The following is a 26,982-nucleotide window of genomic DNA, read 5'->3' as shown; positions in this document are numbered from 1 at the left end:
CTGTTGAATTCTGCGCGATCGATAGGTCTGTGGGATTGACGAAGATACGCTGCGGCCGGTGGAGCCTCTCTCGGGGAACGGAATGCACTTTCTCGACAATCTTAGATATTTGAAAAAGCAGGGTTCCGGTAGCATGGCGAGAGAGCGATGAACGAAGCTGACATCGAGATTTGGCGCCGAAACATTCGGCAGGATACGCTCTTCCGCTACCACTACGCTATGGCCGATGCTCTGGAGCGCAATGGGGACTTAAGCGCTGCCATCGCCGCTCTGGAGCGTGGTTTGTCCATCGCTCCAATGCGGGCCGAGGCTGTCGTCCGTCTGCGCGACATGCTGGAGCGGGTCGGGCAGACGGAGCGAGCGGCTGCTCTGCACGCCGATGCAGAGGCAGGATTCCCACATTATGAAGTGACGGGTTGGACCCGGGTTGGTGATCTGGCCCGGCAGGACGGAGCCTTGGAAGGCCGCCTGGATCTGGCTATAAGTTCCTATCGATCCGCTCTAGCCCGGCAGTCGGGCTTCATGGAAGCCCGTTACGGGCTGTTGTGCGCTCTTCTTGACAAAGGGGAAAACTCTGTTTCTCAAGAGGAGTTGTTGACACTGACGGATCAGCCGATCCTAGATGAAGAGAGAAAGATATATTGGGCAGGGGAGTTCCAAGAGATTGCCGAGAAAAATCTCGGTATTGGCCACACTGATCTTGCCGCCAGTCTTTTTCGTTTGTCCCGTAATTTGGATCCGAGTTCCGGCCGTCCGGACATGCAGCTTGGTTTGATTGCACTGGGTCGCCTTGACATTTCCGAAGCTTACGAGGCGTTCATGGCGGCCATACGCCACGACTCCGGGCTGGCGGATGCATTTCTTTATCTGGGCTTCTGTCATCTGGCAGTGGATCGTGTGGACGATGCCATCGCGGTGCTGCGTCAGGCATGCTCTCTGGACGCGAATGGCGTGACGATGGGCGCGCTCGGATTGGCCTTTCATCGGGCGGGCTGGATCGGCGAAGCAACAACCTGCTATTCTAAAGCTCTCGAGTTGTGGCCAAATTCTGCATCTAGCCATGTTTATATGGCGTTGGGGCAAATGGCACAGGGGCAGATGGAACGCGCCGATGCCTCACTGGAGACGGCCATCGGCATCAAGGCCGATAGTTTTGCATTCATGCAGCGGGCAGTGCTGTCGTCTCGTCTGGGCAAGACTGCCGATTCGCAAAATGCATTGCGCCGTAGCTTGGAGCAGCCGGAATGGGTGCGGCTTCAGGTCGCAATCCACCCGTTTGCCCGTGAGGAACTGACGGATGCCTATAGGGAACTGGGCATCGACGTACCTTCATCCATCGATTTGAAGTAGTGGCGCGCAAGATAGAGGGGATAGGCATTGACGGCTGTGACGACGCCCTGGAGCGATGCCAGAATGGGGCCATAGTGCATCGAGGCGACGACGACAAGGTCACCTGGACGCCTCTGGGCACGATAATGATCGTAGCGCAGACGGGGAAGCCCAGCGATCATGCCTTCCTGCCAGCTGTCGAGAAAGCCTGAGACGATGATGTTCCGGCGGCTCAAATAATCTAGCAGCCAGAGCCCCGCTTCTCCTGATCCGTATAGGAAAATCCGTTCTGCCCCCGCCAACGTTGCCGGATCCTCCAGGATGGGCATAGCGTCGTCGCAGTCCCGATGCTCGCGAATCAGCTGGGCAATGGGGCGCAGCAAGTCCAGATCCGCTGCTGTCCATGATATTTCCGGATGCTGTCCCGCCAGAAGTTCATCCATGTCCACATGATGATGTTCCGGTTCCGACAACAGGTGCCGGAGTACAGGCAAACCCTCAACGTATCTGTCGACTGCGGAGAGGGCGGCGGCGCGGGCTGCATCCTGGGACAGACCTGCATCGCCGACCAGATTGCGGATCCAGCAATCCAGGAATCGATTGAAAACAACTGGCTCCGCTCCATCTCGGCGCATTTGGAGCAGGTTCGCGTAAGACGTGCCCGCCTGTGCGCCACTCGACAGCGGCAATGCTTGACGTACTGAAAACAGCAAAGGCAGGGTGTGAATCTCGCCTGCCGCAGCAGCGGAAAGCGTTATGTGGAACTCCCGAAGTTCGGGATGTTCAAATCCAGATTGTACCTCGGCCATCGCCCTTTTCAGGACCGGTGTTCGGTGAACGGCATAATAGGCGTGCATGTAGAGCTTCATCACCTGGGCTTGGCGCTCATGCGGTGTTGGAGCGTCAATGGTCCAGTCGCGGGCATAGGCATAAGACTGGATGCAGGAGATGCGGTCTAGGTCCCGGATGAAGCTCAGGCAACGTCCTTGGACCGCAGCCGTCTCCGGTATGGCATCAAGTCGACGGACAGCGGCCTCCAATCCTGCCATTGTGATGAAGTCGTCGTCGGCGCAAATGACCACGTATGGAGTTTTCACCTGCTCCAAGCAGCGTGTCATCTTGGTCGCATAATCTATTTCCGGCGTATGCAGGTAGCTTCCCAGCGGACTCAGCGCGTTGCCATAATTGACCGCCATTCGGCTGGAATCGGCTACCAGGATGCGCAGCGGCAAACCCGCATAATAGCGAAGCAGGCGTGAGCAGAATTTCTCCCGTTCATGGGTGGTGATGATCAGGGTAAGCCGCGTCGTGATCGTCTGGTCGTCTATCATGCCATTCTCCTGCTGGCGCTTCCCAGAGGCATCCATTTATGAAAGCTCGTCCGGTCACCGTCTACTCCCATCGACGCATATTGGGGTGCGGCACGGTGCGGTGAGACACCCGACTGCGGTAGATTGAACCGCAACCGGAGGTCTGAACGATGGATGAAGAACAGGGGCGTAAGCCCGAGGGGGCGCCGGAGCGCACCCATCCGCATTCTCGGTGCAGAGGGCCAGCTTGAACGATACTGTTCAGGCGGCTTCGAGGACGCGATGGCGCAGCAAGTCGAAGCCACCGCGGCCGTTCATCGTGCGCTTGATCGTCTTCAGCCTGCTGATCTGGCCCTCCACCGGCCCGGTGCTCCACGGCAGCGACAAGGCCGCGCGCACCGCCGCCAGATCACGCTTCAGGCCGCCGGCGAATCCCGCCAAGGCTGTGCCGTCGGCCGCCAGCAGCCAACCATCCAGCTCTCCGGCCCGTTGTTCGCGGACCATTGTTCGGAAGGCCCGAGCCAACGCGACGATCTGGGCCAATTTCGCTGAACGGGACAGCAGGGCGGTGACGAAGGCCTGCTCGGTCGCGTCGATCTCGGTCTCGTCGGCGACCACCAGCCATGCCGCTCGTCGCCGCGACGGCACCCGCCATGAGGCCGAGGCTGTGGAGGTTATGCCTGGGACGACCTGTCGCAGAGGCCGTGCCCATTCCCGGACCGCGGTCCGCTGACCGGTGAAGCCGAGGGCCTTGATCTCCCGCCACAGCCGTGCGGCGTTGTGGCAGCCTTCGTCCCAGCGCCGTCGCAGATGGTCGCGGAAGGGATCGAGTTGGCTGCCCTTGGCCGGTTGGCGCCAAGGTGGTGGCTGCCCGGACCGCAGCCACACCCGCACCGTCTTGCGGTCGAGGCCGAGCGCCTGGGCGATGCGGGTTTGCGACCAGCCGCGAGTGTCCAGCGCGACGACCTCCTCGAAACGGGCCTGGCGGGCGGCCTGGATGACGACGCTCCTCTGCTCGCGACGGGTCGATGGTTTGCCACTCTTATCGGGCTGCGGCGCGTGCACCTCTTGTCCGGTTTCGTCGACGGGAGCGACGGCCAGATTGGCCGCCGCCCGCAGATCCCGATGATGACCGGTGAGAACCTCACGCAGCGCGTCGGTGAGATTGTGTAGGAGGTGCCACCGGTCGGCGACCTGAACGGCGGTCGGTACGCCTCGGCGGATGCCGTTGGCATAGGCGCCCGCACGATCGCGGGCAACGATCTCGACGCCGGGATGCGCCTTCAGCCACGCGGCGACGGTGTCGGCATGGCGGTCGGGCAGCAGGTCGATCGGGCGGCCGCGTTCGAGGTCGACGACGATGGTGCCGTAGCGTTTGCCGCGGCGCCACGCCCAGTCATCGATGCCGATGACGCGCGGCGTCGGAATCGGCACCATCGGCTCCGCCCGGATCAGGCGCAGCAGCGTGTCGCCACTGACCGGCATCGCAAGGCGGGTGGCCAGCCGGGCGCCGGGATCGCCCCCCGCGCTCAAGGCGATGGTGCGCTGCGCCTCGGCAAGCCGGCGGGTGCGCCGGACCCGCGGCGCCGCGACCGTGGGCAGGCATTCGGTGAAGACACGGCGCGGGCAGTCCGCGGCCGGGCACCGGAACCGGCGGACTTGCAGACGCAGTTCACCCATACGGCCCTGCCAGGGCAGATCGCCTAGGTGGCGATTGTAACGACTATGGACGCGACGCGATGGTCGGCGACACAACGGGCAGGAGGCCGTAGCGGCACGTACATGGGCCGCCACCACGACACGATCGACGTCGACCGTGACCTGATCAACGACAAGCCCGGCCGGCAGCAAGGAAAGCAGCGATTTGGACAAGGAAGCGGGTGCTCATGCAGGAAATGGTTCCCTTTATGTGCTCATTCCGCCTCCCATTTGCATCCGGCCTGCACCGGGAATGCGGATGGACCCAGTTTGACGTGTCGCCTGACACCCACCAGCCCTCTTGTCGCCCAAGCGTTTGGCCTGGGCTCTGGTAAAGCCGGCCGAAGCCCGCGACGACGAGGAGGCTGCGGCCGTTGCCCAGGCCGAGCAAGATGCCGAAACACAAACAGTGGCCGGCCTCGCGCGCCGCTTCACGGCACTCGTGCGCGCGGCCGGCCGAACCGCGGAAAGCGACCATTCCGCCGCCGGACTGGAGGCTTGGCTCACCGAAGCAAGTTCCTGCGGTATCACCGCAGTTCAGACGTTTGCTGCCGGCTTGGAGCAGGATGGCGCTGCAGTTCGGGCGGCACTCACATTGCCATGGAGCAGCGGGCAGGCTGAGGGGCAGATCAATCGCCTCAAACTGCTCAAGCGTCAAATGTACGGCAGAGCCAGCCTGGATCTGCTCCGAAGACGAACCCTCCTGGCCGCGTGATCCACGCAAAGTGCGCAAGAACCGGTTCAGTGGACACCTCAACTAAGCTCCGATTAGAGCGGGAAGGCGTCTGATGACGAAGACGAGGCGATCCTTCACGGACGAGTTCAAGCGTGAGGCTGTTGCCCTGCTGGAAGGGAGCGGCCGGCCGCTGGAGCATGTGGCGCGGGAGTTAGGCCTCCAGGCCTCGGTGCTGCGGAAGTAGCCCAAGGCCACCCGCTGCGCTCACGGTCCGGCGCCCCGGCGGCATCCAGCACTGCCATGCCGGCTAAGCCGGACGAGCAGACGACAGAAATCGCGCGGCTGCGACACGAGCTGGAGAGTGTCCGCCAGCCGCTATTACGCGTGGCGTTGGCGGTCGAAAAGCCAGCGGATCGCCGCCAATCGACAACTTCTGACCGAGGTCCGACGCCTCCATTGTCGCCACCATGGCCGGTCGGCCGCCCGGCCATGGTGGCCTGACCAAGCCGGAACAGTTTATCCGCCGTCTCACTTGGCGGGGGCGATCCAAAACCCTATTCTGTTCCCAGTCCTGTCAGTTGGGCCGGAGCACGCCCAGGGTTCGGTTGCGTCACTATGCCGTTGCCCATGCTCCGGCTGCCGGGTAAGATGCCGCCGGTATCAAAGGTGGAAAAGCCAAGCGACTCTGAAAGCGAGCCGGCACCACGGACAAGCGGGAAATTTCTGTCATGACACTGAGCTGCCTGGAAACGCTGGAAGCCATAGCAACCCTTGCACAGGCATATCTGGAGCGCGAGATCGACACGCGCCTGTCGCCAACCGACACCATGGCCCGCCCGCCGACCACTCTCGATCAGTACCTGGCCAGCGGCAGGACCGCAGTGGACACCATTCTTCAGGCGATGGTTGCCGCCAATGTCTCGCATGTCGACAGTGTCCTCGACATGGGAAGCGGACACGGTCGGGTATTGCGCCACTTGGCGGCTCTGTTTCCGAACGCGGAATTGACGGCCTGCGATATCGACGTTCCAGGAATCGAGTTCTGCGCCGAGGCCTTCGGCGCGATTCCGGTGCGCTCCCGTGATAATCTTGCCAATCTCAAATTTGATCGGACTTATGACCTCATCTGGTCAGGGACCTTGTTTACCCATCTCAACCATCAGATGTTCATGGACGGGCTTGCGCTGTTGGCCGGCTCTTTGTCCGACCGTGGAGTGGCAGTCATATCGTTTGGCGGGCGCTACAACCGCTCGATCCTGTCCGACTCCGATAACTTCACCAATGTCGGCCGGTGCTTTGATGATATTGGTTTCGGCTGTGATACCAACGGTCCGATCAACACCTTGACACTTGCCGCGGCATCCTATGTCGTGAAGGCCGTGGAAAGTCTCGATGTCCGCATCGTGAGTCTGATGGAGCGAGGCTGGGCTGGTAGTGATGACATAATCGTTCTGGCCAAGCCCGGCCCGAAGGGCTGGAGCTAGGGCGCGGCAGGAAATGATCTGCGCAGAACGACGGTTGGCGAAGGAAACGCCACTGGTGCAGAATACAGGTCGGGGTGGCGAACCATTCGCCGCTGGCTACCCGATTTCCCCCTTGGCCGTGGCCGGTCATCTTGCAAGTTGGCCGAGGTTGGCGCGCCTGCCATGCCCAGATCGTCTACTTGCCCAAGGGGGAATGCGTCTTTGATGCCGAAAGGCGCCAACTCCTCATGGCGACGCACACTGTCTGCTAGGTATGAGACCATACCATATTGCAACAAACAATCTGGAGTGACAAATTAACAGATACTTTCCGGCCATGTTCAATCTCATTGGTTATTTTAAGAATACAGAAAATATAATTTCCGATCCAAAACTGAGAGTTCCTAATCCTACAGTTCACGCCCATCAATCTCACAGGCTCAACTGTATGATTAACCTATGCCCCAGGACCAAAAAATATTTACACTTATGTATACTTTTGGTAAAATATAAAAGGCGTAGATTTTCATAGAAAAGGTGCTCATATGCAAAATGAGGAAGACGGTATCAAGAAATTTGAAATAGAGGCGCAGTATTCACCGCTCCAAAATCCATGGGAGAGAATAGAGACTTTCGGTCTTATTGATAATGAATATAATAAAGCTCGCACAAAAGAATTTTATAGAAAATTTGGAATTGTCAAAATTAAGAACGTTTACTCTCCAGAAGAAGTTAAATTTTTCCTGAATTTATTCCAAGAAATAACCGGAATACAACCGTCAGATTTTATTGATATTTCCAAAGGACACCGCTCTAATTACGTACGGCCTGGTGCAATCGGTTACGATTCTAGACTTTGGAAACTGGCAAATACGAAAAAAGTTGTGGAGGCCCTAGGCAGCATTCTGGAGGAGGATTTCGGTCTTATCAACAGCTCCCTGGCAGTTTCCTACACGGCATGGGGGCTGCATCGGGATGGTGACATTTTCCACTTGGATGATTCCCCACATAATCTCCTCGACGATCCCCAACACACAATCCCACAAGTTCTGACGTGTTTCAATCCGCCTGGCCGGCCAGGAAGCCGGCTGTATTTTGCTCCATTCACGCACAGCAAAGCGATCTACGACGTTCAAGCTGCCAGCATTGGGCTCGACATTCCATTCGCTTACTACGATTCTCATAAGGCCGCTTTGGTAACTGCTATCCGCACCGGAGATTGGACACTCCTGCAGGAAATTGAGCGCTACTGCGTTCCGGTTGATTGCGATCCTGGAGACTTGCTTCTCTTCGACGGACGTCTTCTACACAAAGGTGACCGCCTGACCGGTCCCAAATACATCACCATTCTGACATACGCCAAAGAAGATCCAGTGCTGCTCCGCCGCATCCGTGCGAGCGTAATGAACAATGTGCCAGACGGAAACGCTGACTTTCCGCCGGACTTTCTGGAATATTTACAACAGCATAATCTGATGCTGCCGGGTGTGGCGGCTCTGGCGCGTCTCAAGCAGGCTCAGCCGACTTCGTTGTCCGATCTCGACCGAAAACGACCGATCTTCATCTATGGCGGGGGGCAAGCCGGGCGCGCCGTCCGTGACGCCCTTGCGCATCTTGGCTTTCCCCCGATTCGTGGATTCATCGACAGTTTTGCAAGCGGCATGGTGGACGACGTGAAGAAATATGCCTTCGAGGACTATCGCCACTTTCATTCTGAAGAAAATGTCATCCTGATTGCCTCACAGTACGCCGGGGAGATCATCGACCGGTTAGAAGAGGCTGGTCTCTTTGGCCTCAACGTAACCGGCCTCGTGGCATTACCCGGCGAAGTCTCAGCTTGAACGCGAATGGCTCCGTTTCAAGCGGCAGCCTCACACAGAGGGGGGCAAAAGCTGCAAGTCAGCATCGAGTTCCCCCTTCTCCATGCGATGCTGCAGCTGCTTCAATCGGATGAAAAGACGGGACTGGAAATCCCGACCGGCCAAACTCCCCGCTGAAAGCCAAGAACATAGTTCCTCGCAACCTCGCTCCAGCGTCCAGTACGGCTCGAACCCCGGAAGCTTGGTCAGCGCCTTGGTGAAATCCACGCGGTAGGAGCGCGGATCGTTGACGGTTTCCCCGGTGAAGCTGACTGTCGCCTCCGGCTGCCGACGGCCAACCGCCAAGGCGATGTCGCGTACCTGATAGTTCGCATCCGCCCGTCCGATATTGAAAGCCTGGGCGTGGATCGCATCCGCCGGAGCGGTGACTGCGGCGAGCGCTGCACGGCTGATGTCCTCGATATGGACCAGAGGCCGCCAAGGGGTTCCGTCGGACAACACGCGAATTTCCCCGGTCGTCCAGGCCCATCCCATGAGGTTGTTCAACACGAGATCAAAGCGCATGCGGGGGCTGACCCCAAACGCGGTGGCATTGCGCAAGAACACGGGCGAAAAGCCTGGCGCCGCCAGTTCACGCAGCACATCCTCACCAGCGACCTTGGAAACGGCATAAGCGGAAACCGGATTGAAAGGCGCCTGCTCGTCAAGCAGACCACCATCGGCAGCCGCGCCATAAATGCTGCAGGACGATGCGAAGACGAACCGACCAACTCCGCACTCACGGGCAAGGTTGGCCAAGCGTCGCGTGCCGCCGGTGTTGATCCGCTCGGTTAAACCCGGATCGAGAGCCCCCATCGGATCATTCGACAGCCCCGCCAGATGCACGACCGCGTCGGCTCCATCAAGGTGCTCCGGTTCTACCTTGCGGATATCGCACAGGATCTGCCGGTCGGGGGGAGCAAGTCGGCGCCCGTCAGGAACCAGGCACTCCTCGAAATAGCCGGTGTCGAAACCGGTCACATGATGCCCCGCCTGTTTGAACAGGTCGACCATGACCGGGCCGATATACCCAAGATTTCCGCTGATCAGGACGCGCATGGAAGGACCACTTCTCCACATTTACCCGATCTTCTCTCTACCTCATAATGCCCGCTTTGTCCCACAAGGCTTATAACCCGTTAGGATTTGGAGACAACACGCCAATGGCTGGAATCCGTATCATTGCCCGCCTGGACATCAAGGGAGAGAACCTGATCAAAGGAATTCATCTGGAAGGACTCAGGGTGGTGGGTTCACCCCATGATTTTGCCCTTGATTACTACAGACAAGGAATAGACGAAATCATCTACATGGATGCGGTAGCCAGCCTCTATCGTCGCAACAGCCTGCATCATGTGGTCGAGCAGACAGCCAAGGACATCTTCATTCCGCTGACCGTCGGGGGCGGCGTGCGCAGCATTGCCGACGCCGAAGCGCTGCTGCGACGGGGGGCGGACAAGGTGGCCATCAACACCGCCGCCCTTGAACGCCCCGCTCTGATCACCGAAATCGCCCAACGCTTCGGATCGCAGTCAATGGTTGCTCAGATCGATGCCAAACGGATAGGGCAGGGCCGCTGGGAATGCTATTCGGACGGCGGCCGCGAACACAGCGGACGGGACGTGCTTGACTGGGCCCGTCAGTTGGTCGACTTGGGAGCGGGGGAAATCCTGCTGACCTCCATCGACCGGGAGGGTACACGCAAAGGATTCGAAACCGACCTGATCCGGGCTGTGGCCAGCACTGTGCCGATCCCGGTGATCGCAAGCGGAGGCATGGGAAAGGCGCAAGACATTGTCACCGCCGTAGAAGGCGGGTGGGCCGATGCCGTGGCAGCCGCGCATGTCCTGCATTACCGGGTCTGCAGCGTCGACGACATGCGGGCAGCCGCAAGGAAGGCCGGCATCGATGTGCGCCCTATGACGGAGACTGCAGCATGACCACTCCGGTTGTTCTCATCGACTATGGAATCGGCAACATCTTCAGTGTGACCCGCGCCTTGACGGCGGCGGGTGGTTCCGTGGTGGCATCGGACGATCCGATGGTCATTGCGCAAGCCAGCCGTATCGTCCTACCCGGTGTCGGCGCTTTCGGAGATTGCATGGCGGAATTGGAGCGCCGCCGGTTGATCGGCCCCATTCTGGATTATGCCGCATCCGGCCGGCCTCTCCTCGGCATCTGTGTGGGCATGCAGGTCCTGATGCGAACAGGCGAAGAGTTCGGTGTCCATTCGGGCTTGGGGCTGATCGACGGGGTGGTTCGTCAGATCGGGCCGACCACAACCAACGGCTTGCCGCGCAAACGGCCGCACATCGGTTGGTCGAGCTTGCTGCCGCCGCGGCACAGGGACTGGAACGAAAGCCCCCTGACCGGAACCGCGGCAGGCACTTCATTCTACTTCCTGCACTCCTTTGCCGTCGTTCCCGACGAGCCCGCTGATGTCCTGGCGGAAACCAAGTATGGGGGTGAACATTTGTGCGCCGCAGTACAGCGGAGCAACGTCCTGGGGGTGCAGTTCCATCCGGAGAAAAGCGGTCCAGCAGGGCTTGCCCTGCTGCATGGCTTCCTGACTTCGCCAGGATCGGCCGCGATGCACGGACAAACACGGAATGATCGGCCGGCAAAGCCATCCCGGACCGGCAACGCTTTCGACTGGGATTCTAAGTTGGAACCACCTATGATGACAAAGCCCTCCTAAGGAAAGGGTATACGGGGCAAAACGATCCGGCGGAGTGTGGACTCTATGGGTTGGGGTGAGGGCGAGCGGCAGGGTCCGGGGGTGTGCTCCTGCCGAGGCTGCGGCACTCCGCTCAGCCTAGCTTTTGCCGACCTTGGCTTGTCTCCGATTGCGAACGCGCTGAGGCGGGCAGAGGATAACGGGCGTCCGGAAATCTTCTATCCGCTGCAAGCGTGGGTATGCGAACGGTGCTGGCTGGTGCAGTTGCACCACAAGCTGAAGCCGGAAGAGCTGTTTTCCAGCAGCTATGCGTACTTTTCCTCCTACTCCAGTTCCTGGCTGAAGCATGCCCGCGCATTCGCCGAAGAAGCCATCACACGATTCGCTTTGAAGACTGACAGCATGGTGGTCGAAGTTGCCAGCAACGACGGCTATCTTCTCCAATATTTCAAACAGGCAGGCATTCGGATCCAAGGGGTGGAGCCGGCAACCAACGTCGCCGATGTCGCAGAGCGCGAGCGGGGGATTCCTTCCCTTCGTGCCTTCTTTGGACGCGATACGGCACTGAAGATGAAGGCCGCGGGACTTGTCGCCGACCTCATGGTGGCGAACAACGTGCTCGCGCACGTCCCGGATGTGAACGACTTTCTTACCGGTTTTGCGATTCTGCTTAAGCCTGAAGGCGTCGCCAGCTTTGAGTTTCCACACCTGCTGCGCCTTATCGAAGAGGTACAGTTCGATACGATCTACCATGAACATTATTCGTACCTTTCCCTGCTGGCAGTGGAGACTTTGCTGGCCCGCCAAGGATTGCGTGCTTTCGATGTGAAAGCACTGCCGACCCACGGAGGATCATTGCGCCTGCTGGTTTGCCGGACCATGGCGCCTTACGGCACAACTCCTGCGCTGGCCGCCCTGCGCGCCGCGGAAGCCGCAGCCGGCCTGAACCAGACAGAGACCTACCTAGCCTTCACCGATCGCATTCGCCGCACCCGCCGCAGCCTGTTGCGCTTTCTGATCCAGGCACAGGAGGAAGGCTCTATGGTCGCCGGCTATGGTGCGCCGGCAAAAGGCAACACGTTGCTGAACTATTGCGGTGTCGATGCAAGCTTCATCGCCTTCACCGTAGATCGCAGCCCGCACAAGCAAGGAACCTGGCTGCCCGGAACCAGAATCCCCGTTCTCGCTCCGAATGCCATCGATGTCGCGCGCCCGGATTATCTGCTGATTCTACCCTGGAATCTCGCCGATGAGATCATGGAGCACATGGCCCATGTCCGTGAATGGGGCTGCCGCTTCGTTATCCCCATACCCGAGACACGCATCCTGGCATGACCATCGTCACCTGGGTGACCGTTTTGCGCCATCCGTCGAGTGAGAAGGAGAGATCATGATCGCAGACCAGCGCGTTCTGGCCCTGATTCCAGCCAGAGCGGGCTCCAAGCGCCTGCCAGGCAAGAACATCCGCCCACTGAACGGCAAGCCTTTGATCGCATGGTCGGTGCATGCCGCACGACGCTCACGCCATATCGACCGGATCGTGGTTTCCACCGATGATCCGGTCATCCGCGACATCGCCCTGACGGCAGGTGCTGAGGCTCCCTTTCTACGCCCTGCGACCCTGTCGGGGGATGAAGCCGGCACTGCCGCCGTCGTCGCCCACGCTCTCGACCAGTTGCAGGACGAGGCGACTTGGCTGGTGCTGCTTCAGCCCACATCACCCTTGCGCGAGGCAGAGGACATCGACGGCTGCCTATCGCTGGCCTGGCACAGAAAGGCCACTTCGGCATTGAGCGTGACTCCTCTAGACCGCCCCGCGGACCTTCTGTTCCGGTTGCGTAGGGACGGTGGGCTGTCGGGTATGACAGGAGCCGGCTTGGCAGCCATCCATGGACAGCGCAGCCAGGATCAATCACAGCTCTTCGTGCTCAACGGCGCGGTCTATGCCGTTTCCATCCCCTGGTTTCGACACAGTGCACGGCTATTCGACGATGCGACCCTGGCTTACGAAATGCCTCCGGACCGCTCGATCGACATCGATACGTCACTCGACTTCCGGTTGGCTGAAATCCTGATGGCCGAACGGCACATGCGGCCTGATGGCGCCTCTTTCTCTTCTTTGGTATGATAACCTGATCGCATGGGGTCCGCCATTCCGTGCAACTGGAAAAATTGAGGTGCTCCTGTGTCGGCTTCGAGTCTGGAAACGGTCATTCTGTGCGGCGGCATGGGAACACGTTTACGCGAAGAAACGGAATTCAAGCCGAAACCAATGGTAGAGATCGGAGGTTATCCGATCATCTGGCATATCATGCGTCATTATCGCCATTATGGCTCGAACCGCTTTATTCTTTGCCTTGGATACAAGGGCGACATCATCAGGAACTATTTTCTTAATTATCATCTTTATACAAAAGATCTGCAAATCGATCTGGAAACAGGCAATGTCGAATCCTTGATGCCAACCGATAATCGGGTAGATTGGAAGGTTAACCTGGTGGAAACCGGACAGGCTTCTCTTACTGGACGGCGTATTTACCGTGCTCTGAAATATATCCAGGGAGACAGCTTCCTGGTCACATATGGGGACGGTGTGTCAGACATCGATCTGGACGCGGTGGTTTCCCAGCATCGTCGCCTCGGACGACTGGCTACGGTGACCGCTGTCCACCCTTCCTCCCGCTTCGGCGAACTCGGTTTGGATGAAGATGTGGTGCGAAGCTTCCAGGAAAAGCCTCAAGTCAAGGATGGCTGGATCAATGGCGGCTACATGGTCTTCCAACGCCGCGCCTTCGATTTGATGGAACCGGACGAAAATGTCACCCTCGAAGGAGGAATCCTGGAGCGTCTGGCCTCTATCGGAGAACTCGCCGTCTATCGCCATCATGGCTTCTGGCAATGCATGGACACCTTTCGGGAAATGCAGCTTTTAAATGATCTATGGGCTTCCGGACGAGCGCCCTGGGCTTTTTCGCAGACGACTCCCATGAATGTTCCAGACTGATGCCCGGGACCGGCCACGACGGCCTCCATCATCATGATAAGAATGAATGCCTGGCCCCAGAAGAGATGACGCTCCCGTGGATGAGACACCCTTCACAGTTTTCGGAGCTGGCGGATTCATCGGATCGCACATCGTCGCGCTTCTAAGGCGGCAGGGGCGAACATGCCGTCCTATCTATCGCGGTTCTCCGCCGGAACGGGGAGCATCATTGGGGCATGTGATTTATTGCATCGGCCTGACAGCGGATTTCCGCAGCCGTCCCTTCGACACCATGCAGGCGCATGTCGGTATGCTCACAGAGACGATGGCGCATTACCGATATACCTCCTTTCTCTATCTCTCCACCACACGGCTTTACATGCAGATGGCTCGGGCCGTGGAGGACGACATCATTCCAATCCATCCCACCAATCCCGACCAACTCTACAATGGCTCCAAGCTTGCCGGCGAATGCCTGTGTCTGTCGCTGCCCGATCCAGCGATCCGGGTGGCACGACTGGCGAACGTGTACGGCACCGACTTCAGCTCGCAGAACTTCCTCCCCAGCATCATCATGGATGCCCTGCGCACAAGACGGGTGACTCTGCGCACCGGTCTGGAGTCGGCCAAGGACTACATCTACATCGATGATGCCGCCGCCGCACTGGTCGATATCGCCATCGCCGGTCAGGAGCGCCTCTACAACGTGGGGGAAGGGCGCAACACCTCGCACAAAGAGATCTGCGATCTGCTGGTGGCGGAAACGGGCTGCCAAGTGGATGTTTTGCCGGATGCACCGGATGTCGTCGCTCCGGTGCTGAACACGGAACGGCTGCGGTGCGAGTTTGGCTTCTCTCCCCGAACTGTCGCACAGGCGCTGCCTGAAGTGGTGCGCCGCTACCAACAGGAGTGGCTGCATGATCACGATTGATGAAACGGCCGGCACGGTAACCATCCAGAATCCGGACGGAACGCGCACCCTACCGATGGCCTCCACCGAAGCATTCGAAGTCGTATCACGCGCTTGGCTGCGCTGCGGCTGGGACGTTAAGCATGTCTACAGCTTCACATGGCTCGGACGCCCGATCATCCAGCTCCCCGAGGATATGATGCGTGTCCAGGAAGTGCTGAACGGCCTGCGCCCTGATGTCATCATCGAAACCGGTGTGGCGCATGGCGGTTCCCTGGTTTTCTATGCTTCGCTGTGCAAGCTGTGGGGCAAGGGACGAGTAATCGGCATCGACGTGGAAATCCGTCCTCACAACAGGGCTGCCATCGAAGCGCATGAACTGTTCCCCTACATCGACCTGATCGAAGGCAGCTCGATCGATCCAACGACGGTGGACCAGGTCCGTTTGGAGATTCGACCAGGGGAAACGGTTTTCGTCATGCTCGACAGCAACCACAGTCGAGCCCACGTTCTGGAGGAGCTGAAGGCCTACGGCCCCATGGTGACACCCAACTCCTATATCGTCGCCTCCGATGGGATCATGGAACAGGTCATCGGCGCGCCCCGCACCGCCCCCGACTGGGACTGGAACAATCCCAAAGCGGCGGCCGAGGAGTTCGTTCGTCTCGACCCCCGTTTCCAGCTGGAACAGCCGCCCTGGCTTTTCAATGAAGGCCTGGTACGGGAGCCCGTCACCTACTGGCCGGGAGCCTATCTGAAGCGTATTGGTTGAACGCGACTCGTACGGAAAACCAAAAGGGCCGGAAACAGCCGGCGCTCCAACAAGCCCCCGGCTGGCTACCGATTAGGGTCTGTTGACATTCACCGTGTTGCCAAGACGGTAGCGACGAGGTTGATGGCAGCGGCGTAGCTTGTGTCTGTTTTGTCGTATCGCGTGGCAATACGGCGAAATTCCTTGATTTTGCAGAAGAAGTTCTCGACCAGATGGCGCCATTTGTACATTTCGGCGTCATGGGGAATCGGAGTGGTGCGGCTGGTCTTGGACGGAATGACGGCGACCGCGCCACGCTCGGCGATCAAGGTGCGGATGGCGTTGCTGTCGAAGGCTCTATCAGCCAGCAAGGCGGAGAACTCGATACCGTCCAGCACCGGTTCGACGCCAACGCTGTCATGTCGTTGGCCCGGCAGCAGGATGAAGCGCCCAAGGTTTCCCAACCCATCGACGACGGCCAGGATCTTGGTCGTCAGTCCGCCGCGAGAGGTACGCCTCCGGTGAGTGCCGCCTTGGCAAAGTAGGGTCCGGCGTCTGAGTTTTGCGTTGCGCGTCATCGCGCGGACGCAAACGAGTTGCAAACGTCATGGCTTACCAGCGTATCGAGGTTTTGACGGGCCGGGAACGGCGGCGGAGCTACACGCCGGCGGAGAAGGTGCGGATGGTTGAGGAGGCGTTCCGGCCCGGCGTGGTGGTGACGGAGGCGGCCCGTCGGCTGGGCGTGCACGAAAGCCTGCTGTATCGCTGGCGGGACCTGATGAAGGTCGGCGGGACCTCCGTGGCCGAACCGCCCAGCTTTGTCGCGGTGACCATCGCGCCGGAGCCGAGCGTGATGGAACCGCCGGTCGCGGAGCCTCATACGCCATTGCCGCCTCCGGCGGCGCCGGAGATGAGCCCAGCGATCCTCGAGGTCATCCTGCCCAGCGGGGCACGTCTGCGTCTGGAAGGGCCGGTCGACCCGGCCCTGGCGGCGGCCGTTGTCGGTGCCCTGGCATGATTCCGGTGCCGAGTGGCGTGCGGGTGTGGCTGGCCAGCGGGCACACCGACATGCGCAAGGGCTGGGCAAGCTTGGCGCTGCTGGTGCAGGAACGCTTCGCCCAAGACCCGCACAGCGGTCATCTTTTCATTTTCCGCGGGCGCCGGGGCGATCTGGTGAAGATCATCTGGTATGACGGCCAGGGCAGTTGCCTGTTCATGAAGAGGCTGGAGCGGGGCCGGTTCATCTGGCCGAGGCCGGCGGACGGTGCGGTGTCCATCTCGGTTGGACAGATGGGCTATCTGCTCGAGGGCATCGACTGGCGCAACCCGCAGAAGACCTGGCGCCCCGAGGCCGCGGGGTGACTGCGACACGGTGAATCGACGCACCGGTTCAGGGGCGATTGCGGCGGCTCAACGGCGCGTTTCCAGGTAAACTGGCGCCATGACCGCCGCCCCGCCCGACGACATTGCCAGCCTGCGCGCCGCCTTGGCGCAGGCCGAGGCGCGGGCGGACGCGGCGGAAGCCGACGCGGCCCGGGCCAGGGCGATGGCATCCAACACCGAGGCGCTGATCGCCAGCCTGAAGCTGGAAATCGAGAAGCTCCGGCGCGAGCTCTACGGCACGCGTTCCGAGCGCAAGGCGCGTCTTCTGGACCAGTTGGAGTTCCAACTCGAAGAGCTGGAAGCGACGGCCAGCGAGGACGAGCTGGCGGCCGAGCAGGCTGCGGCCAAAACTACCGCGGTGGCGGCCTTCACCCGCAAGCGGCCGTCGCGCCAGCCCTTTCCCGAGCATCTGCCGCGCGAGCGCGTCGTTGTGCCGGCCCCGGCGAGCTGCCCGTGCTGCGGCTCGGACAAGCTGTGCCGGCTGGGCGAAACGATCACCGAGACGCTGGAGGTGATCCCGCGCCAGTGGAAGGTGATCCAGACGGTGCGCGAGCGGTTCTCTTGCCGGGCCTGCGAGACGATCAGCCAGCCACCGGCGCCGTTCCACGCCACCCCGCGCGGCTGGGCCGGCCCCAACCTGCTGGCCACCCTGCTGTTCGAGAAGTTCGGCCAGCATCAGCCGCTGAACCGGCAGGCCGAACGCTTCGCACGGGAGGGTGTGCCGCTCAGCCTGTCCACCCTGGCCGACCAAGTGGGCACCGCCGCGGCGGTGCTGAAGCCGCTGCACGACCTGATCGCCGCGCATGTACTGGCAGCCGAGCGGCTGCATGGGGACGACACGCCGGTGCCCGTGCTGGCCAAGGGCAAGACAGACACCGGGCGGTTGTGGGTGTATGTGCGTGATGACCGGCCATTTGCCGGCCAAGCCCCACCGGCAGCGCTGTTCCACTATTCGCGAGACCGCAAGGGCGAACATCCCGAACGGCATCTGGCCGGCTTCACAGGCTGGCTGCAGGCCGATGCGTTCGCCGGCTATAACCGGCTGTACGAACCCGACCGCCAGCCGGGGCCGATCAGCGACGTGCTGTGCTGGGCGCATGCCCGGCGCGGCTTCTTCAAGCTGGCCGACATCGCCGCGAACACCAGACGTGGCAAGGACGCCCCGCCGATCTCACCGCTGGCCCTGGAAGCCGTAAGGCGCATCGACGCCCTCTTCGATCTCGAGCGCGCCCTGAACGGCAAGCCAGCGGCCGAGCGGCTGGCGGCCCGCCGGGAACACGGAGTCACCCTGGTAGCCGCGCTGGAGGACTGGATGCGGACGGAACGCGCCCGGCTCTCCCGCCATGCCCCCGTGGCCAAGGCGATGGACTACATGCTGACCCGCTGGGACGGCTTCACCAAGTTCCTCAGCGACGGCCGGCTGTGCCTGACAAACAACGCAGCCGAACGTAGCCTGCGCGGGATCGCTTTGGGCAGAAAAGCGTGGCTGTTCTGCGGCTCCGATCGCGGCGGGCAGCGAGCGGCGATCATGTACGGCCTGATCATCACGGCGAAGCTCAACGACGTCGATCCCCAGGCGTGGCTCGCCGACGTGCTCGCCCGCATCAACGACATCCCCCAGACCCGCCTGCACAAACTACTGCCCTGGAACTGGAAGGCAATCCGCGAGAAGACGAAAGCTGCCTAACCGCGGCATTCACCGGATGCGTACCGCGAGAGCGGCCAATGGCCTGAGCCTGAGTCCCCCCCTTGCGCCGGTGCCGTGCTGATGCACCCGGACAATCGTTCCATCGATGATCGCGTACTCGAAGTCCGCGTCGCTCGATAAGGCGGCGAAGACCTCATCGAAGACACCGGCCTTGGCCCATCGGCGAAAGCGTTGGAACACCGAGTTCCAATTACCGAAGGCTTCGGGCAAGTCCCGCCAGGGTGACCCAACACGGACGATCCACAGGACCGCCTCCAGAAACAGCCGATTGTCCGCCCCCGAGCGGCCGGGATCGCCGACTTTGCCCGGAAGAAGCGCCGCTATCCGCTCCCACTGATCGTCCCGCAGAACCATCCGATCCAAGGATACCTCCTTTTTGGAAGCCTTGAATCAGATTTCAGAGGCCAGCGGAATCCCCTTTCGTTCCTCAAATGTCAACAGGCCCTAGAAACGAATCGCCTGCCCGGCCAAATGACGAGCAATATGGCCGGGCAGTGCGGCGGCCAATGAAGCACGAGGCCGATCAGCGGCGGACAGGGCGGCCAGGACACGATAATGGCGTGAACACTCTGAGCGCACCGAAACGCCGGAGTCCTCACATTGGAAGGCGAGATGGAGGAAATCCTGGATCAGGGCTTCCTCCACCCGTCCGGTGTATGCAAGAGCAGCGAAATGAGCATTGAACAGCCCAATGCCGATATGTGCCATACGCTCCGCCGAACACCCAGCCTTGAGATCATCCCACAGGGCCCGAAGTGCCGCACAATCTGCAGCCGTATCCTCCGCCGCTGCTGCGGATATGTCGGCGGAAGATGACGTCTCTTCCAGCCTGCCTGCCTCACGGGCGCAAAGCAGATGGTGCGGTGCGAATTCTCCTGTGCCCGGCCGGCCGAGGAAAACCGGAAAGTCAGGGGGGCGGGCAATCACTCTCCAACCATGCTCCCGCACCTGCTGTTCCAGTTCGACCGCGCTGTACCACCGGATGATCGGTGCCGTCAGATCATCGCGAGCCCGCAAACGGGCGGCGGGGCAAAAGAGGCCGGACGCCATCGTGAATTCGGCCACCTCCTCATAAAGCACAACCTCCCGCACCAGACCGACGATGGTCTCGCGTACACTGCCGCGGTCATAGGCATAAACTAGCAAATGGGATTGCGGACCCGACGCGGCTGCGCTCAGACGCTCAAGCAGCAGCCCGGGCTGACCGACATGATGAAGCACGCCATAGAGCCAGACATGGTCCACGTTGTATGCCAAAGGCTCCACCAGAGCATCGCCATGGATCACCTCAATGCCAGACAGCTGGTCCCGGTGGAGAAAATCGGAAAAACGGCGCACATTGCCTTCAGCCGCATCAATGGCCACCACGCGTCGGGCCCCCGCTTTGCGGAAAGCCAATGCCCAATTGCCACGGCCGAACCCATAGTCAAGCACGCACGCACCTTCAAGTCGGTCGCCAAAGACGACACGCAGGTAACGGGCGCAATCGTCGATCCAACGAGGATGCAGACGATCATGCTGAAACATGGAGCCGGCATAAGCATCCAAACGCACAGAACCGGGCGAGAGAACACTACCGGACATGGGGTCAACGGACAAAATAAGAGATTCGGCTACAGAAAGGCAGACGCTTCAACTCCACCTGCCCAAGGTCCATGGTTCTCAGCAATGCCATCGTTTCGCCAGGATAGGCCGGTGTGTTCAACTCATCGAACGCCACAATTCCTCCCTTCGGCACACGCTCCAGCAGAGTGTCCAAAACGATGCGGGTGGGCTCGAAAATATCGATGTCCAAGTACAGCATCGCAAAAATCACATGAGGATTCTCTTCAAGAAAGCGGCTGACGCTTTCCCGGATATCTCCCTTGACCAGAGCAACCTTAGGCCGGTGACCGATGAAGCGGTTATGATCAAACAGCGCAATGGCCTGGGTTAGGCGATCGTAGGAATCCACCCGGAAGCCGCCCACCCGGATGTTCTCGGCAGTTCCGGGGGCAGCGTCTTCCTTACTCACGTGGGGAACGCCTTCGAAGGTGTCGAAACCGTAAATCACACGCTGGACATGGTTGGGCTCCAGGATGGCGCTGAACTGGGCGAAGCTCATCAGCCCCTGGCCATTATAGACACCGAACTCTGCAACGCAGCCCGGCACATCCAGAATTTTCTTGAAAAGCTCGTAGCGGACCAGAAAATCCGTAACAGCTTGGCGTGGAGCATGAACGGCAAATGACCAGAGCTTCAGCAACGCTCCCGCAGGATCGGCATCGTAAGTCTTGGCCAATTCCTCGTAGTAGTTGAGCGTGCGCTCATCGTTCCGCGCCCGCAGCAAGCCGACTTCCTCTAATGCCTGAGATGCGGTGGGGGACGTATCGGACATGGGATCTGCTCTGGAGTCAGTGGTGGAATTTGGCAAGATAGGGGCTCCGGAAAATCGTCGTCGCATCGCCCATGGGGAATCCTGCCTCCCGGAAGCCAGCCTCATCCAGATCGGCAAAACGGGCTTGGACGGTCCAACGGATGCATCTGGACCGGTTCGGGGTGCTGCGATGAAGCAGGAGTTGGGAGAACACCACGATGTCCCCAGCCTCGGCTTCAACCTCAATCCCCCCCTCCGGCTCACGCTCCAGCGCCAAATCCGCAGGAGACAGCGCGGCATTCTTGTCCATCACATCCGGCCGGGTGGCAATGAAGGGCCGGAGACCGGCTCGGTGGCTGCCGGGCACGACCTCAATGCTACCGAGACCGGGACCAACCCGACCCAGTGGAATCCAGGCGGTCACCGCATTGTGCGATCCAAGGAGATAGGTGGAGTCCTGATGCCATCGGAACAGGTGGCGGTCGGCCTGCGGACGATCCATGCGCAAGTTGTAGCAATGCATCACGACTGGAAAGCCAAGGCCAAGCTGCTTGGCCAAATTCAAGAAAGCATCACAGGCTGCCAGCCGCGTCAAGGACGGCAGGTAACGCAGGCCGCGATAGAAGGTGCCCAGGTCTTCTTCGCCAATGCTCTCAAGCCAGGAATCGCTGTCAAGGTCGAAAGCCGCGGTAAAGCGGCGTCCATAGCGCTGCACTTCGTCGCGCAACGCCTGAAACTCGGAAAGTCCAGCAGCAGCACCGCGAAGGATCAGATAGCCGTCCTGCGCAAAGCGCTCCGCCTGCCCGGAAAGATCAATGGCAATATCAGGTGTCATCGACACAGAATCTCCTCGGCGGCAGGTTTGAGAACCAGTCGCTCCCCAATCAGAAGAGCATCGATTTCGGTGCCCAGGAAGCAGCGCACCGCGTCCTCTGGCGTCTCGACGATCGGCTCGGCATTCACGTTGAAGGATGTGTTCAGCAGCACAGGCACCCCGGTCTCCTGCCCAAAGGCCTCGATCAGCGAATAAAAAATAGGGTTGTCCTCCTTCGCCACCGTCTGCAACCGCCCAGTGCCGTCCACATGGGTGACCGCCGGTATCAGCGAGCGCTTCTCCGGCCGAATGACGGCCACCATCAACATGTGAGGACAAGGCCTGTCGAGTTCAAAATACTCAGATACATGCTCCACCAAAACCGCAGGAGCGAAGGGACGGAAATGTTCGCGGTGCTTGACCCGGTTGTTCAGACGATCCTTGTTGTCCGCGATCAGCGGATTGACCAGGATGCTGCGGTTGCCAAGGGCGCGCGGTCCCATTTCGGAACCTCTCTGGAAACATCCGAGGATGGCGTCACCCACCAGCAAGCGGGCGGCTTGGCACACCACATCGCCATCCAATACGGGGAGGCCGATGCTGGCGAGCGCCCGGTCAATCCGCCCCTGATCGTAGACAGGACCAATATAGGGAGAGATGCCGGCGCGCCGATGGTCTGCTTTCCCTTCCACATGATAACCGTAAAGGGCCGCCCCAAGTGCAATGCCGGTGTCCGAGCAGGCCGGGTTGACGAAGACATCTCGGAAAATGCCTGACTGCAGCACTTTGTAATTGGCGACAGAATTCAGCCCCACACCACCGGAGATGCACAAATATTCCTCGCCGGTAGCCTCGCGCGCATGGCGAGCGAGGTGCAGCATGGCCCGCTCGCACTCATCCTGCACCTCCCAAGCAGCCTGCGCTTTGGCTGCAAAACTGTCCAAAGGTGGATGAGAGGCTAGAATATCATAACTGCCCCAAGCGCAGAAACCGGCATAGTCGGTGACGATCCCATCGAAGACATGCGGAAACTCGAAGATCCTCGCCCCCTGCCCACCATAAGGGGCAAGCCCCATGGTCTTGCCTTCCTGCAGAAGGCCGAAACCGATGGCCTGAGTAACTGCGGCATAGAGCAGCCCGATGCCGATGCAGGTGGTGTGCGAGACGAGTTCCAGCCCCTGGGGGCCGGCACGCCATAAGCTCTGTGTTTCATCGTTCGAACCGCGCCCATCCACAACCAGGACGGCCGCTCGAGGAAAAGGGGATGAATAGAAGGCCGAGCAGGCATGCGCCAGATGATGATTGATAATGCGCAGCCGATCAGGCGGAACATCGGCAAGGAAAACATCGGTCCGGCATGGCTGGCGGAAATGATCACGGCGCCAATCCGTACTATCGCGGATGTGGTCCATCACAACCAGATCCAGGTTCTCCACGCTGCCAATACCTGCGGCGGCCAGACAGGATTCGATGGAGCGCTCTGGAAAAGCCCTGGAGTTCTTAATCCGGTCCAACCGCTCCTCGGCGACATGCACGTAACGGGGGCCATCACCGTCATCCCGGATGACGGCAGCCCCGGTATCGTGCCAAGGATCCTTGTGAATCCCCAGAATCTTCATGGTTAAGCTCCCGCTCAGGTGACACGGTGGCGCAGCGACCACCGTGCATCCGAATGTTGCCAAAGATGAGGGGAGCGAAACCGATCCGTCAGGTTCTCGAAAGAACTACGGGTCATGATAGGCTGCTCGAAATGCCGTGCCGCTATTGGAAATTCAGCATCCGGCAGGCTGAGGTAGGACAAGATCTCGTCGAAGAATCGTTCCGGAAATTCACCGTCAAAGCGCTGAACCAGCGCCACCCCTTCATCACGCGTGATGTCTTTCGAACGGATCTCCTGTGCTGCATCATAAGAAGCCCGCCCAATACCAAATTTGATAAAGGTCGTATAGTAATGCAGATCGTCGATCCGATCGTCGATGCTGTTGTATTTGCTATATGTGCCAGGAGTACGTTCGGGAGAAGCCTGGAAATTTCCATGTTCCACGGCGTAATAGTAGCAGCTCTGCGGATGCCATTTCAGGTAATATCCAAGATAATGCACCTGGACATTCTGGTCGGAAAGCATCTGAGGATCGCATGGCATGTAGATCTGCATGTCGCTACGGTCGATACCATACTCCTCCGTCAGTTCGCGCACGGACACTCCGCTCAGATGCACCTGATCCGGGTCAGACAATGCGAAATATTGCCAGTCCCGCTCCGCTCGTTCGGCATCTTGGATGGGATTGCCGTACTCGGCTTCGTTTTCACCATAGAAGACCAGCGGAATGTTCATGAGCGCTGCCATACGCGGAGCCAAAGCCTTCTGGCCGATCATAAAAGGCTGGAAAGGATGGAAAAGATTTTCCACCGCGAGCCTGGTCAGCAGACGATGAGTGCGTCCACTGGGCGTGGCCAGATAATTGTCGAACCCCGCTCCGATCCAGGCCTGGAAATTCTGCCAGCCCCACTCCGTATAGACATGGGGGGCCCACGTCACGGTAAGAGGCTTCATACCGTAACGGTGCTTAAGAATATGCGCTGCATAAAAGCTATCCTTCCCGCCGGAACCGGGAACCAAGCAATCATAACGCCCGTCGTTGCGCCGGAAACGGTCACACAATTCCCGCAGTTCACGGTCACGCGCGTTCCAATCGATTTCCATACGCTTGCGTTCCGCTTGGCGGCAGGCATCGCAAAGCCCATCCTCGCTGAAATGGATGGTTGCCTTGGTGCTCTGCCGGGTATGTCGATATTCGACCGCGGAATTGGGGCGCTGGTTGGAAATGACACAGGACCGGCAGAAAAGAACCGTCTTCGGCAAGCCATAAAGCGCTGGAGGCTCCGGATGATCGGGCCGAAAAGCGTCAAGGTCGATGGCTTGGTAGGCAGGATAACGGAACACGTGCGACTCCTGGTTCAGGGAGTATCGGCGGACAGCGTCTGGGATGTGTGTCCGGGCTGGGGGAACAGTTGCATGTACTCTCGGTTGGCGCGCTCGAGATCGGACATTCGGCCTATGTCGATCCAATATTCATCGATTGGAAATCCCCCGACAGACCAGCCGGCGTCAATGGCATCCTGCATCAGCTTCGGCATGTCTGTGGACATGTGGCGAGGCACCAGCTCCAGACAGCGTGGATCCAGCGCATACACGCCGCAATTGATGGAATACCGATGAGTAGGCTTCTCCATCAACCCCGTCACACGCTGGTTGTCCAAAATGACAACGCCGTAAGGTATCTCTACCGCATAATCACGAATCCCCAAAGTTATAGCATTGCCAGCAACTTCATGATGATCAAGCAGTTCCTGAAAGTTTACTCTCGTCAACAAATCCCCATTCATTACGATAATAGGTTGCCGCGGTCTCTCAGGAAGAAGAGAAAGGGCGCCAGCAGTCCCCATTTTATCGTTTTCTTTTAAATAATTGATTTCAACATTCCAAAAAGAACCATCTCCGAAATACTGCTTTATCTTATCTCCAAGGTAGTTAATGGAGATATAAAATTTATGAAACCCCTGATCAATGAACTCCTGAAGTATCAATTCGAGAATTGGCTTGGTGCCGATGCGGACCATCGGCTTGGGGCAGGTTTCGGTCAAAGGCCGCAGACGGCGGCCCTCGCCCCCAGCCATCAACACGACACTGTTGTCACGCGTAGGCATAATCAGATCCTGCAATCCCTGCAGGGCCTGAACCCGGCCATGCTCGTCCACAACCGGAATATAGCGGATCACATGATGGCGCATCAGTCGGAGCATCGCCGGAGCAGAGGTCCCGGAACGAACCTGGATAGGGTGCTTGGTCATAATGGCTTGCACCGGGCTCTGCAAAGTCAGATTGCCGAGAAGCGCCCGACGGACATCACCCTCCGTGATGGTTCCCAGCAGCCGGTCGTCAGGATCGACGACCAGACAAATCTGCTCATGGTTGTCCTCAAACCGACGCAAAGCGTCCAAGATCGGCTGTTCCGGGCCCAACGCCATCAGTTTCCAGTCGAGCATAGAGCTTACCATCCACTTCCTTCCTTCACCCGGATCGTTTCAGCCCAAATTGTCCAGATGTCGATACAGCGACCGCACGGGGCATTGTTCAGCCTCCCGTTTCAGGATGGCTTCCTACTCCATTTGATCATCAGCCATATCTCAGGGAAAGATATTTCCAGCTCAGTCGGAGCCAGCCTTGCCGTTTTCATGCTCTCCTTGCTAGTTAGAGCCCGTTTGAAAAGGGTTGGCTGTAACGGCGTGATATGATTCAAACTTCGAATGTGGACCGAAGCGACGCGCAGCCGAATGGCCAGGATTGAGAAGAAGACGAAGCGGTATTCGACGGACCTGACCCGATGAGGAGTGGTCTCTGATTGAACCGCTGATGCCGCAGAAAGCCGACACCGGCCGTCCGAGGTCTGTGGACCTTCGGGAAATCTTGAACGCCTTACGCTACTTGGCCGGACGGGCTGTGGCTGGCGGCTTTTAACAAAGGACTTCCCACCGTGGCAGACGGTGTATTGGTGGTTCCGGCATCTCCTGCGGCGCTTGCTGTTTCAGACGATCCACGACGTGGCGTTGATGATCGACCGTGAGCGGGCCGGCCGCGAAGCCAGTCCGAGTGCCGGGGTTGTGGACAGCCAATCGGTAAAGGCTCCCGCTGCCAGAGAGCGCGGCTACGATGCCGGCAAGAAGATCGACGGGCGCAAACGGCACATCGCGGTCGACACCGTCGGCCGCCTGCTGATGGTGAACCTGACCACCGCCGACATTTCCGACTCCGCCGGAGCCCAGAAAATCTTGGAGACGATGCGCAAGCGTTGGCCGTGGATGAAGCATCTCTTCGCCGACAGCGCCTATGATCGCAAGAAGCTGATGGACAAAGCAGCCTTCCTCGACTTCACCGTCGAGGTGGTCCGGCGAACCGATACCGAACCAGGGTTCAAGGTACCCCTCCGCCGAGTGCCGCCTTGTGAGGGCACTGGAAAGCTGAATCATGGGGTCTGTCCCTATGGCTATCCCTATGGCAGACCCT

At 59.6% G+C, this 26,982-nt stretch carries 24 protein-coding genes and 3 pseudogenes; 16 read left to right on the top strand and 11 right to left on the bottom strand.

Features of this window, described 5'->3' with window-relative positions:
* Nucleotides 1–147: 147 nt before the first annotated feature.
* Nucleotides 148–1,350 carry a tetratricopeptide repeat protein gene (locus tag AZOLI_RS29775; RefSeq protein WP_014189991.1) on the top strand — a complete coding sequence of 401 codons (1,203 nt, stop codon included), beginning with the start codon at nucleotides 148–150 and terminating at the stop codon, nucleotides 1,348–1,350.
* Here the strand turns inward: AZOLI_RS29775 and AZOLI_RS32080 are convergent.
* On the bottom strand, nucleotides 1,302–2,660 hold the full coding sequence (locus tag AZOLI_RS32080; RefSeq protein WP_162488544.1) for a glycosyltransferase family 2 protein: 1,359 nt from the start codon (nucleotides 2,658–2,660) through the stop codon (nucleotides 1,302–1,304). The two genes, AZOLI_RS29775 and AZOLI_RS32080, sit on opposite strands and share 49 nt — an antisense overlap.
* A 240-nt stretch (nucleotides 2,661–2,900) precedes the next feature.
* Nucleotides 2,901–4,511 (bottom strand): ISL3 family transposase, encoded by a 1,611-nt coding sequence (locus AZOLI_RS29760; RefSeq protein ID WP_081506046.1) that lies wholly within the window; start codon nucleotides 4,509–4,511, stop codon nucleotides 2,901–2,903.
* 127 nt (nucleotides 4,512–4,638) lie between these two features.
* On the opposite strand from AZOLI_RS29760, the gene AZOLI_RS29755 reads away from it, so the two are divergent.
* The 4 genes from AZOLI_RS29755 (at nucleotide 4,639) to AZOLI_RS32060 (ending at nucleotide 8,317) form a co-directional block, all read left to right on the top strand.
* Nucleotides 4,639–5,052, top strand: coding sequence for a transposase (locus AZOLI_RS29755; protein ID WP_081506045.1), 414 nt, complete (start codon nucleotides 4,639–4,641; stop codon nucleotides 5,050–5,052).
* Between the two features lie 73 nt (nucleotides 5,053–5,125).
* The gene (locus tag AZOLI_RS32075) at nucleotides 5,126–5,257 is read left to right on the top strand and encodes a transposase (RefSeq protein ID WP_081506044.1); all 132 of its coding nucleotides are present in this window, start codon (nucleotides 5,126–5,128) and stop codon (nucleotides 5,255–5,257) included.
* Between the two features lie 484 nt (nucleotides 5,258–5,741).
* Nucleotides 5,742–6,497 carry a class I SAM-dependent methyltransferase gene (locus AZOLI_RS29745; protein ID WP_014189987.1) on the top strand — a complete coding sequence of 252 codons (756 nt, stop codon included), beginning with the start codon at nucleotides 5,742–5,744 and terminating at the stop codon, nucleotides 6,495–6,497.
* 524 nt (nucleotides 6,498–7,021) lie between these two features.
* Entirely contained in the window at nucleotides 7,022–8,317 is a 1,296-nt protein-coding gene (locus tag AZOLI_RS32060) for a hypothetical protein (RefSeq protein WP_014189985.1), read from the top strand.
* Between the two features lie 30 nt (nucleotides 8,318–8,347).
* On the opposite strand, the gene AZOLI_RS29735 is transcribed toward AZOLI_RS32060, so the two are convergent.
* Complete coding sequence (locus AZOLI_RS29735) at nucleotides 8,348–9,394, bottom strand: NAD-dependent epimerase/dehydratase family protein (RefSeq protein WP_044553736.1); 1,047 nt, start codon at nucleotides 9,392–9,394, stop codon at nucleotides 8,348–8,350.
* Nucleotides 9,395–9,498: 104 nt separating this feature from the next.
* Between AZOLI_RS29735 and hisF the strand changes: the two genes are divergently transcribed.
* From hisF to AZOLI_RS29700, 7 genes are all read left to right on the top strand, one after another.
* Nucleotides 9,499–10,275 carry an imidazole glycerol phosphate synthase subunit HisF gene (gene hisF / locus AZOLI_RS29730; protein ID WP_014189983.1) on the top strand — a complete coding sequence of 259 codons (777 nt, stop codon included), beginning with the start codon at nucleotides 9,499–9,501 and terminating at the stop codon, nucleotides 10,273–10,275.
* Nucleotides 10,272–11,033 carry an imidazole glycerol phosphate synthase subunit HisH gene (hisH, locus tag AZOLI_RS29725; protein ID WP_014189982.1) on the top strand — a complete coding sequence of 254 codons (762 nt, stop codon included), beginning with the start codon at nucleotides 10,272–10,274 and terminating at the stop codon, nucleotides 11,031–11,033. Before hisF ends, hisH begins: the two co-directional genes overlap by 4 nt.
* A gap of 45 nt (nucleotides 11,034–11,078) precedes the next feature.
* Complete coding sequence (locus tag AZOLI_RS29720; protein ID WP_081506043.1) at nucleotides 11,079–12,347, top strand: class I SAM-dependent methyltransferase; 1,269 nt, start codon at nucleotides 11,079–11,081, stop codon at nucleotides 12,345–12,347.
* 55 nt (nucleotides 12,348–12,402) lie between these two features.
* Complete coding sequence (locus AZOLI_RS29715; protein ID WP_014189980.1) at nucleotides 12,403–13,140, top strand: acylneuraminate cytidylyltransferase family protein; 738 nt, start codon at nucleotides 12,403–12,405, stop codon at nucleotides 13,138–13,140.
* A gap of 72 nt (nucleotides 13,141–13,212) precedes the next feature.
* Nucleotides 13,213–14,016 carry a glucose-1-phosphate cytidylyltransferase gene (gene rfbF, locus AZOLI_RS32055; RefSeq protein ID WP_081506047.1) on the top strand — a complete coding sequence of 268 codons (804 nt, stop codon included), beginning with the start codon at nucleotides 13,213–13,215 and terminating at the stop codon, nucleotides 14,014–14,016.
* A gap of 76 nt (nucleotides 14,017–14,092) precedes the next feature.
* On the top strand, nucleotides 14,093–14,926 hold the full coding sequence (locus AZOLI_RS29705) for an NAD-dependent epimerase/dehydratase family protein (protein WP_162488543.1): 834 nt from the start codon (nucleotides 14,093–14,095) through the stop codon (nucleotides 14,924–14,926).
* The gene (locus AZOLI_RS29700) at nucleotides 14,913–15,677 is read left to right on the top strand and encodes a cephalosporin hydroxylase family protein (protein ID WP_014189977.1); all 765 of its coding nucleotides are present in this window, start codon (nucleotides 14,913–14,915) and stop codon (nucleotides 15,675–15,677) included. The genes AZOLI_RS29705 and AZOLI_RS29700 overlap by 14 nt, the downstream gene beginning before the upstream one ends.
* A gap of 89 nt (nucleotides 15,678–15,766) precedes the next feature.
* Here the strand turns inward: AZOLI_RS29700 and AZOLI_RS29695 are convergent.
* Nucleotides 15,767–16,168: pseudogene (locus AZOLI_RS29695) on the bottom strand (IS5-like element ISAli9 family transposase); the annotation flags it as partial.
* A gap of 95 nt (nucleotides 16,169–16,263) precedes the next feature.
* On the opposite strand from AZOLI_RS29695, the gene tnpA reads away from it, so the two are divergent.
* The 3 genes from tnpA to AZOLI_RS29680 all read left to right on the top strand — a co-directional run bounded on the left by tnpA (nucleotide 16,264) and on the right by AZOLI_RS29680 (nucleotide 18,726).
* Complete coding sequence (tnpA, locus tag AZOLI_RS29690) at nucleotides 16,264–16,674, top strand: IS66-like element accessory protein TnpA (RefSeq protein WP_014189975.1); 411 nt, start codon at nucleotides 16,264–16,266, stop codon at nucleotides 16,672–16,674.
* Nucleotides 16,671–17,018 (top strand): IS66 family insertion sequence element accessory protein TnpB, encoded by a 348-nt coding sequence (tnpB, locus tag AZOLI_RS29685; RefSeq protein WP_014189974.1) that lies wholly within the window; start codon nucleotides 16,671–16,673, stop codon nucleotides 17,016–17,018. The genes tnpA and tnpB overlap by 4 nt, the downstream gene beginning before the upstream one ends.
* Before the next feature lie 79 nt (nucleotides 17,019–17,097).
* Nucleotides 17,098–18,726: an IS66-like element ISAli10 family transposase gene (locus AZOLI_RS29680; protein WP_014189972.1), complete on the top strand. Its 1,629-nt coding sequence runs from the start codon at nucleotides 17,098–17,100 to the stop codon at nucleotides 18,724–18,726.
* Between the two features lie 22 nt (nucleotides 18,727–18,748).
* On the opposite strand, the pseudogene AZOLI_RS29675 reads toward AZOLI_RS29680, so the two are convergent.
* The 7 genes and pseudogenes from AZOLI_RS29675 to AZOLI_RS29645 form a co-directional block, all read right to left on the bottom strand.
* Nucleotides 18,749–19,110 (bottom strand): annotated as a pseudogene (locus AZOLI_RS29675) (IS5-like element ISAli9 family transposase); the annotation flags it as partial.
* An 81-nt stretch (nucleotides 19,111–19,191) separates the two neighbouring features.
* Nucleotides 19,192–20,274: a class I SAM-dependent methyltransferase gene (locus tag AZOLI_RS29670; RefSeq protein WP_162488542.1), complete on the bottom strand. Its 1,083-nt coding sequence runs from the start codon at nucleotides 20,272–20,274 to the stop codon at nucleotides 19,192–19,194.
* Between the two features lie 61 nt (nucleotides 20,275–20,335).
* The gene (locus AZOLI_RS29665; RefSeq protein WP_044553728.1) at nucleotides 20,336–21,124 is read right to left on the bottom strand and encodes a TylF/MycF/NovP-related O-methyltransferase; all 789 of its coding nucleotides are present in this window, start codon (nucleotides 21,122–21,124) and stop codon (nucleotides 20,336–20,338) included.
* A gap of 16 nt (nucleotides 21,125–21,140) precedes the next feature.
* Nucleotides 21,141–21,938 (bottom strand): phytanoyl-CoA dioxygenase family protein, encoded by a 798-nt coding sequence (locus tag AZOLI_RS29660; protein WP_044553727.1) that lies wholly within the window; start codon nucleotides 21,936–21,938, stop codon nucleotides 21,141–21,143.
* On the bottom strand, nucleotides 21,935–23,536 hold the full coding sequence (locus AZOLI_RS29655; protein WP_044553726.1) for a carbamoyltransferase family protein: 1,602 nt from the start codon (nucleotides 23,534–23,536) through the stop codon (nucleotides 21,935–21,937). Before AZOLI_RS29655 ends, AZOLI_RS29660 begins: the two co-directional genes overlap by 4 nt.
* 14 nt (nucleotides 23,537–23,550) lie before the next feature.
* Nucleotides 23,551–24,834: an N-acetyl sugar amidotransferase gene (locus AZOLI_RS29650; protein WP_244442708.1), complete on the bottom strand. Its 1,284-nt coding sequence runs from the start codon at nucleotides 24,832–24,834 to the stop codon at nucleotides 23,551–23,553.
* Nucleotides 24,835–24,875: 41 nt separating this feature from the next.
* Nucleotides 24,876–25,964: a nucleotidyltransferase family protein gene (locus AZOLI_RS29645; RefSeq protein WP_044553822.1), complete on the bottom strand. Its 1,089-nt coding sequence runs from the start codon at nucleotides 25,962–25,964 to the stop codon at nucleotides 24,876–24,878.
* Nucleotides 25,965–26,225: 261 nt separating this feature from the next.
* Here AZOLI_RS29645 and AZOLI_RS32050 point away from each other — a divergent pair.
* Nucleotides 26,226–26,909: pseudogene (locus AZOLI_RS32050) on the top strand (IS5 family transposase); the annotation flags it as partial.
* Nucleotides 26,910–26,982: the final 73 nt, after the last annotated feature.

The organism is Azospirillum lipoferum 4B (genome assembly GCF_000283655.1).
Lineage (GTDB): Bacteria > Pseudomonadota > Alphaproteobacteria > Azospirillales > Azospirillaceae > Azospirillum > Azospirillum lipoferum_C.
Note: the sequence above shows the minus strand (reverse complement) of the source record. Positions and strands in the feature narration are given on the sequence as shown.

Excerpts from the sequence above, each read along its gene's own strand:
- AZOLI_RS29775 (WP_014189991.1), top strand. The coding sequence starts at position 148 with ATGAACGAAGCTGACATCGAGATTTGGCGCCGAAACATTCGGCAGGAT.
- AZOLI_RS32080 (WP_162488544.1), bottom strand. The coding sequence starts at position 2,660 with ATGATAGACGACCAGACGATCACGACGCGGCTTACCCTGATCATCACC.
- AZOLI_RS32075 (WP_081506044.1), top strand. The coding sequence starts at position 5,126 with ATGACGAAGACGAGGCGATCCTTCACGGACGAGTTCAAGCGTGAGGCT.
- AZOLI_RS29745 (WP_014189987.1), top strand. The coding sequence starts at position 5,742 with ATGACACTGAGCTGCCTGGAAACGCTGGAAGCCATAGCAACCCTTGCA.
- AZOLI_RS32060 (WP_014189985.1), top strand. The coding sequence starts at position 7,022 with ATGCAAAATGAGGAAGACGGTATCAAGAAATTTGAAATAGAGGCGCAG.
- AZOLI_RS29735 (WP_044553736.1), bottom strand. The coding sequence starts at position 9,394 with ATGCGCGTCCTGATCAGCGGAAATCTTGGGTATATCGGCCCGGTCATG.
- hisF (WP_014189983.1), top strand. The coding sequence starts at position 9,499 with ATGGCTGGAATCCGTATCATTGCCCGCCTGGACATCAAGGGAGAGAAC.
- hisH (WP_014189982.1), top strand. The coding sequence starts at position 10,272 with ATGACCACTCCGGTTGTTCTCATCGACTATGGAATCGGCAACATCTTC.
- AZOLI_RS29720 (WP_081506043.1), top strand. The coding sequence starts at position 11,079 with ATGGGTTGGGGTGAGGGCGAGCGGCAGGGTCCGGGGGTGTGCTCCTGC.
- AZOLI_RS29715 (WP_014189980.1), top strand. The coding sequence starts at position 12,403 with ATGATCGCAGACCAGCGCGTTCTGGCCCTGATTCCAGCCAGAGCGGGC.
- AZOLI_RS29700 (WP_014189977.1), top strand. The coding sequence starts at position 14,913 with ATGATCACGATTGATGAAACGGCCGGCACGGTAACCATCCAGAATCCG.
- tnpA (WP_014189975.1), top strand. The coding sequence starts at position 16,264 with ATGGCTTACCAGCGTATCGAGGTTTTGACGGGCCGGGAACGGCGGCGG.
- tnpB (WP_014189974.1), top strand. The coding sequence starts at position 16,671 with ATGATTCCGGTGCCGAGTGGCGTGCGGGTGTGGCTGGCCAGCGGGCAC.
- AZOLI_RS29680 (WP_014189972.1), top strand. The coding sequence starts at position 17,098 with ATGACCGCCGCCCCGCCCGACGACATTGCCAGCCTGCGCGCCGCCTTG.
- AZOLI_RS29670 (WP_162488542.1), bottom strand. The coding sequence starts at position 20,274 with ATGTTTCAGCATGATCGTCTGCATCCTCGTTGGATCGACGATTGCGCC.
- AZOLI_RS29665 (WP_044553728.1), bottom strand. The coding sequence starts at position 21,124 with ATGTCCGATACGTCCCCCACCGCATCTCAGGCATTAGAGGAAGTCGGC.
- AZOLI_RS29660 (WP_044553727.1), bottom strand. The coding sequence starts at position 21,938 with ATGACACCTGATATTGCCATTGATCTTTCCGGGCAGGCGGAGCGCTTT.
- AZOLI_RS29655 (WP_044553726.1), bottom strand. The coding sequence starts at position 23,536 with ATGAAGATTCTGGGGATTCACAAGGATCCTTGGCACGATACCGGGGCT.
- AZOLI_RS29645 (WP_044553822.1), bottom strand. The coding sequence starts at position 25,964 with ATGCTCGACTGGAAACTGATGGCGTTGGGCCCGGAACAGCCGATCTTG.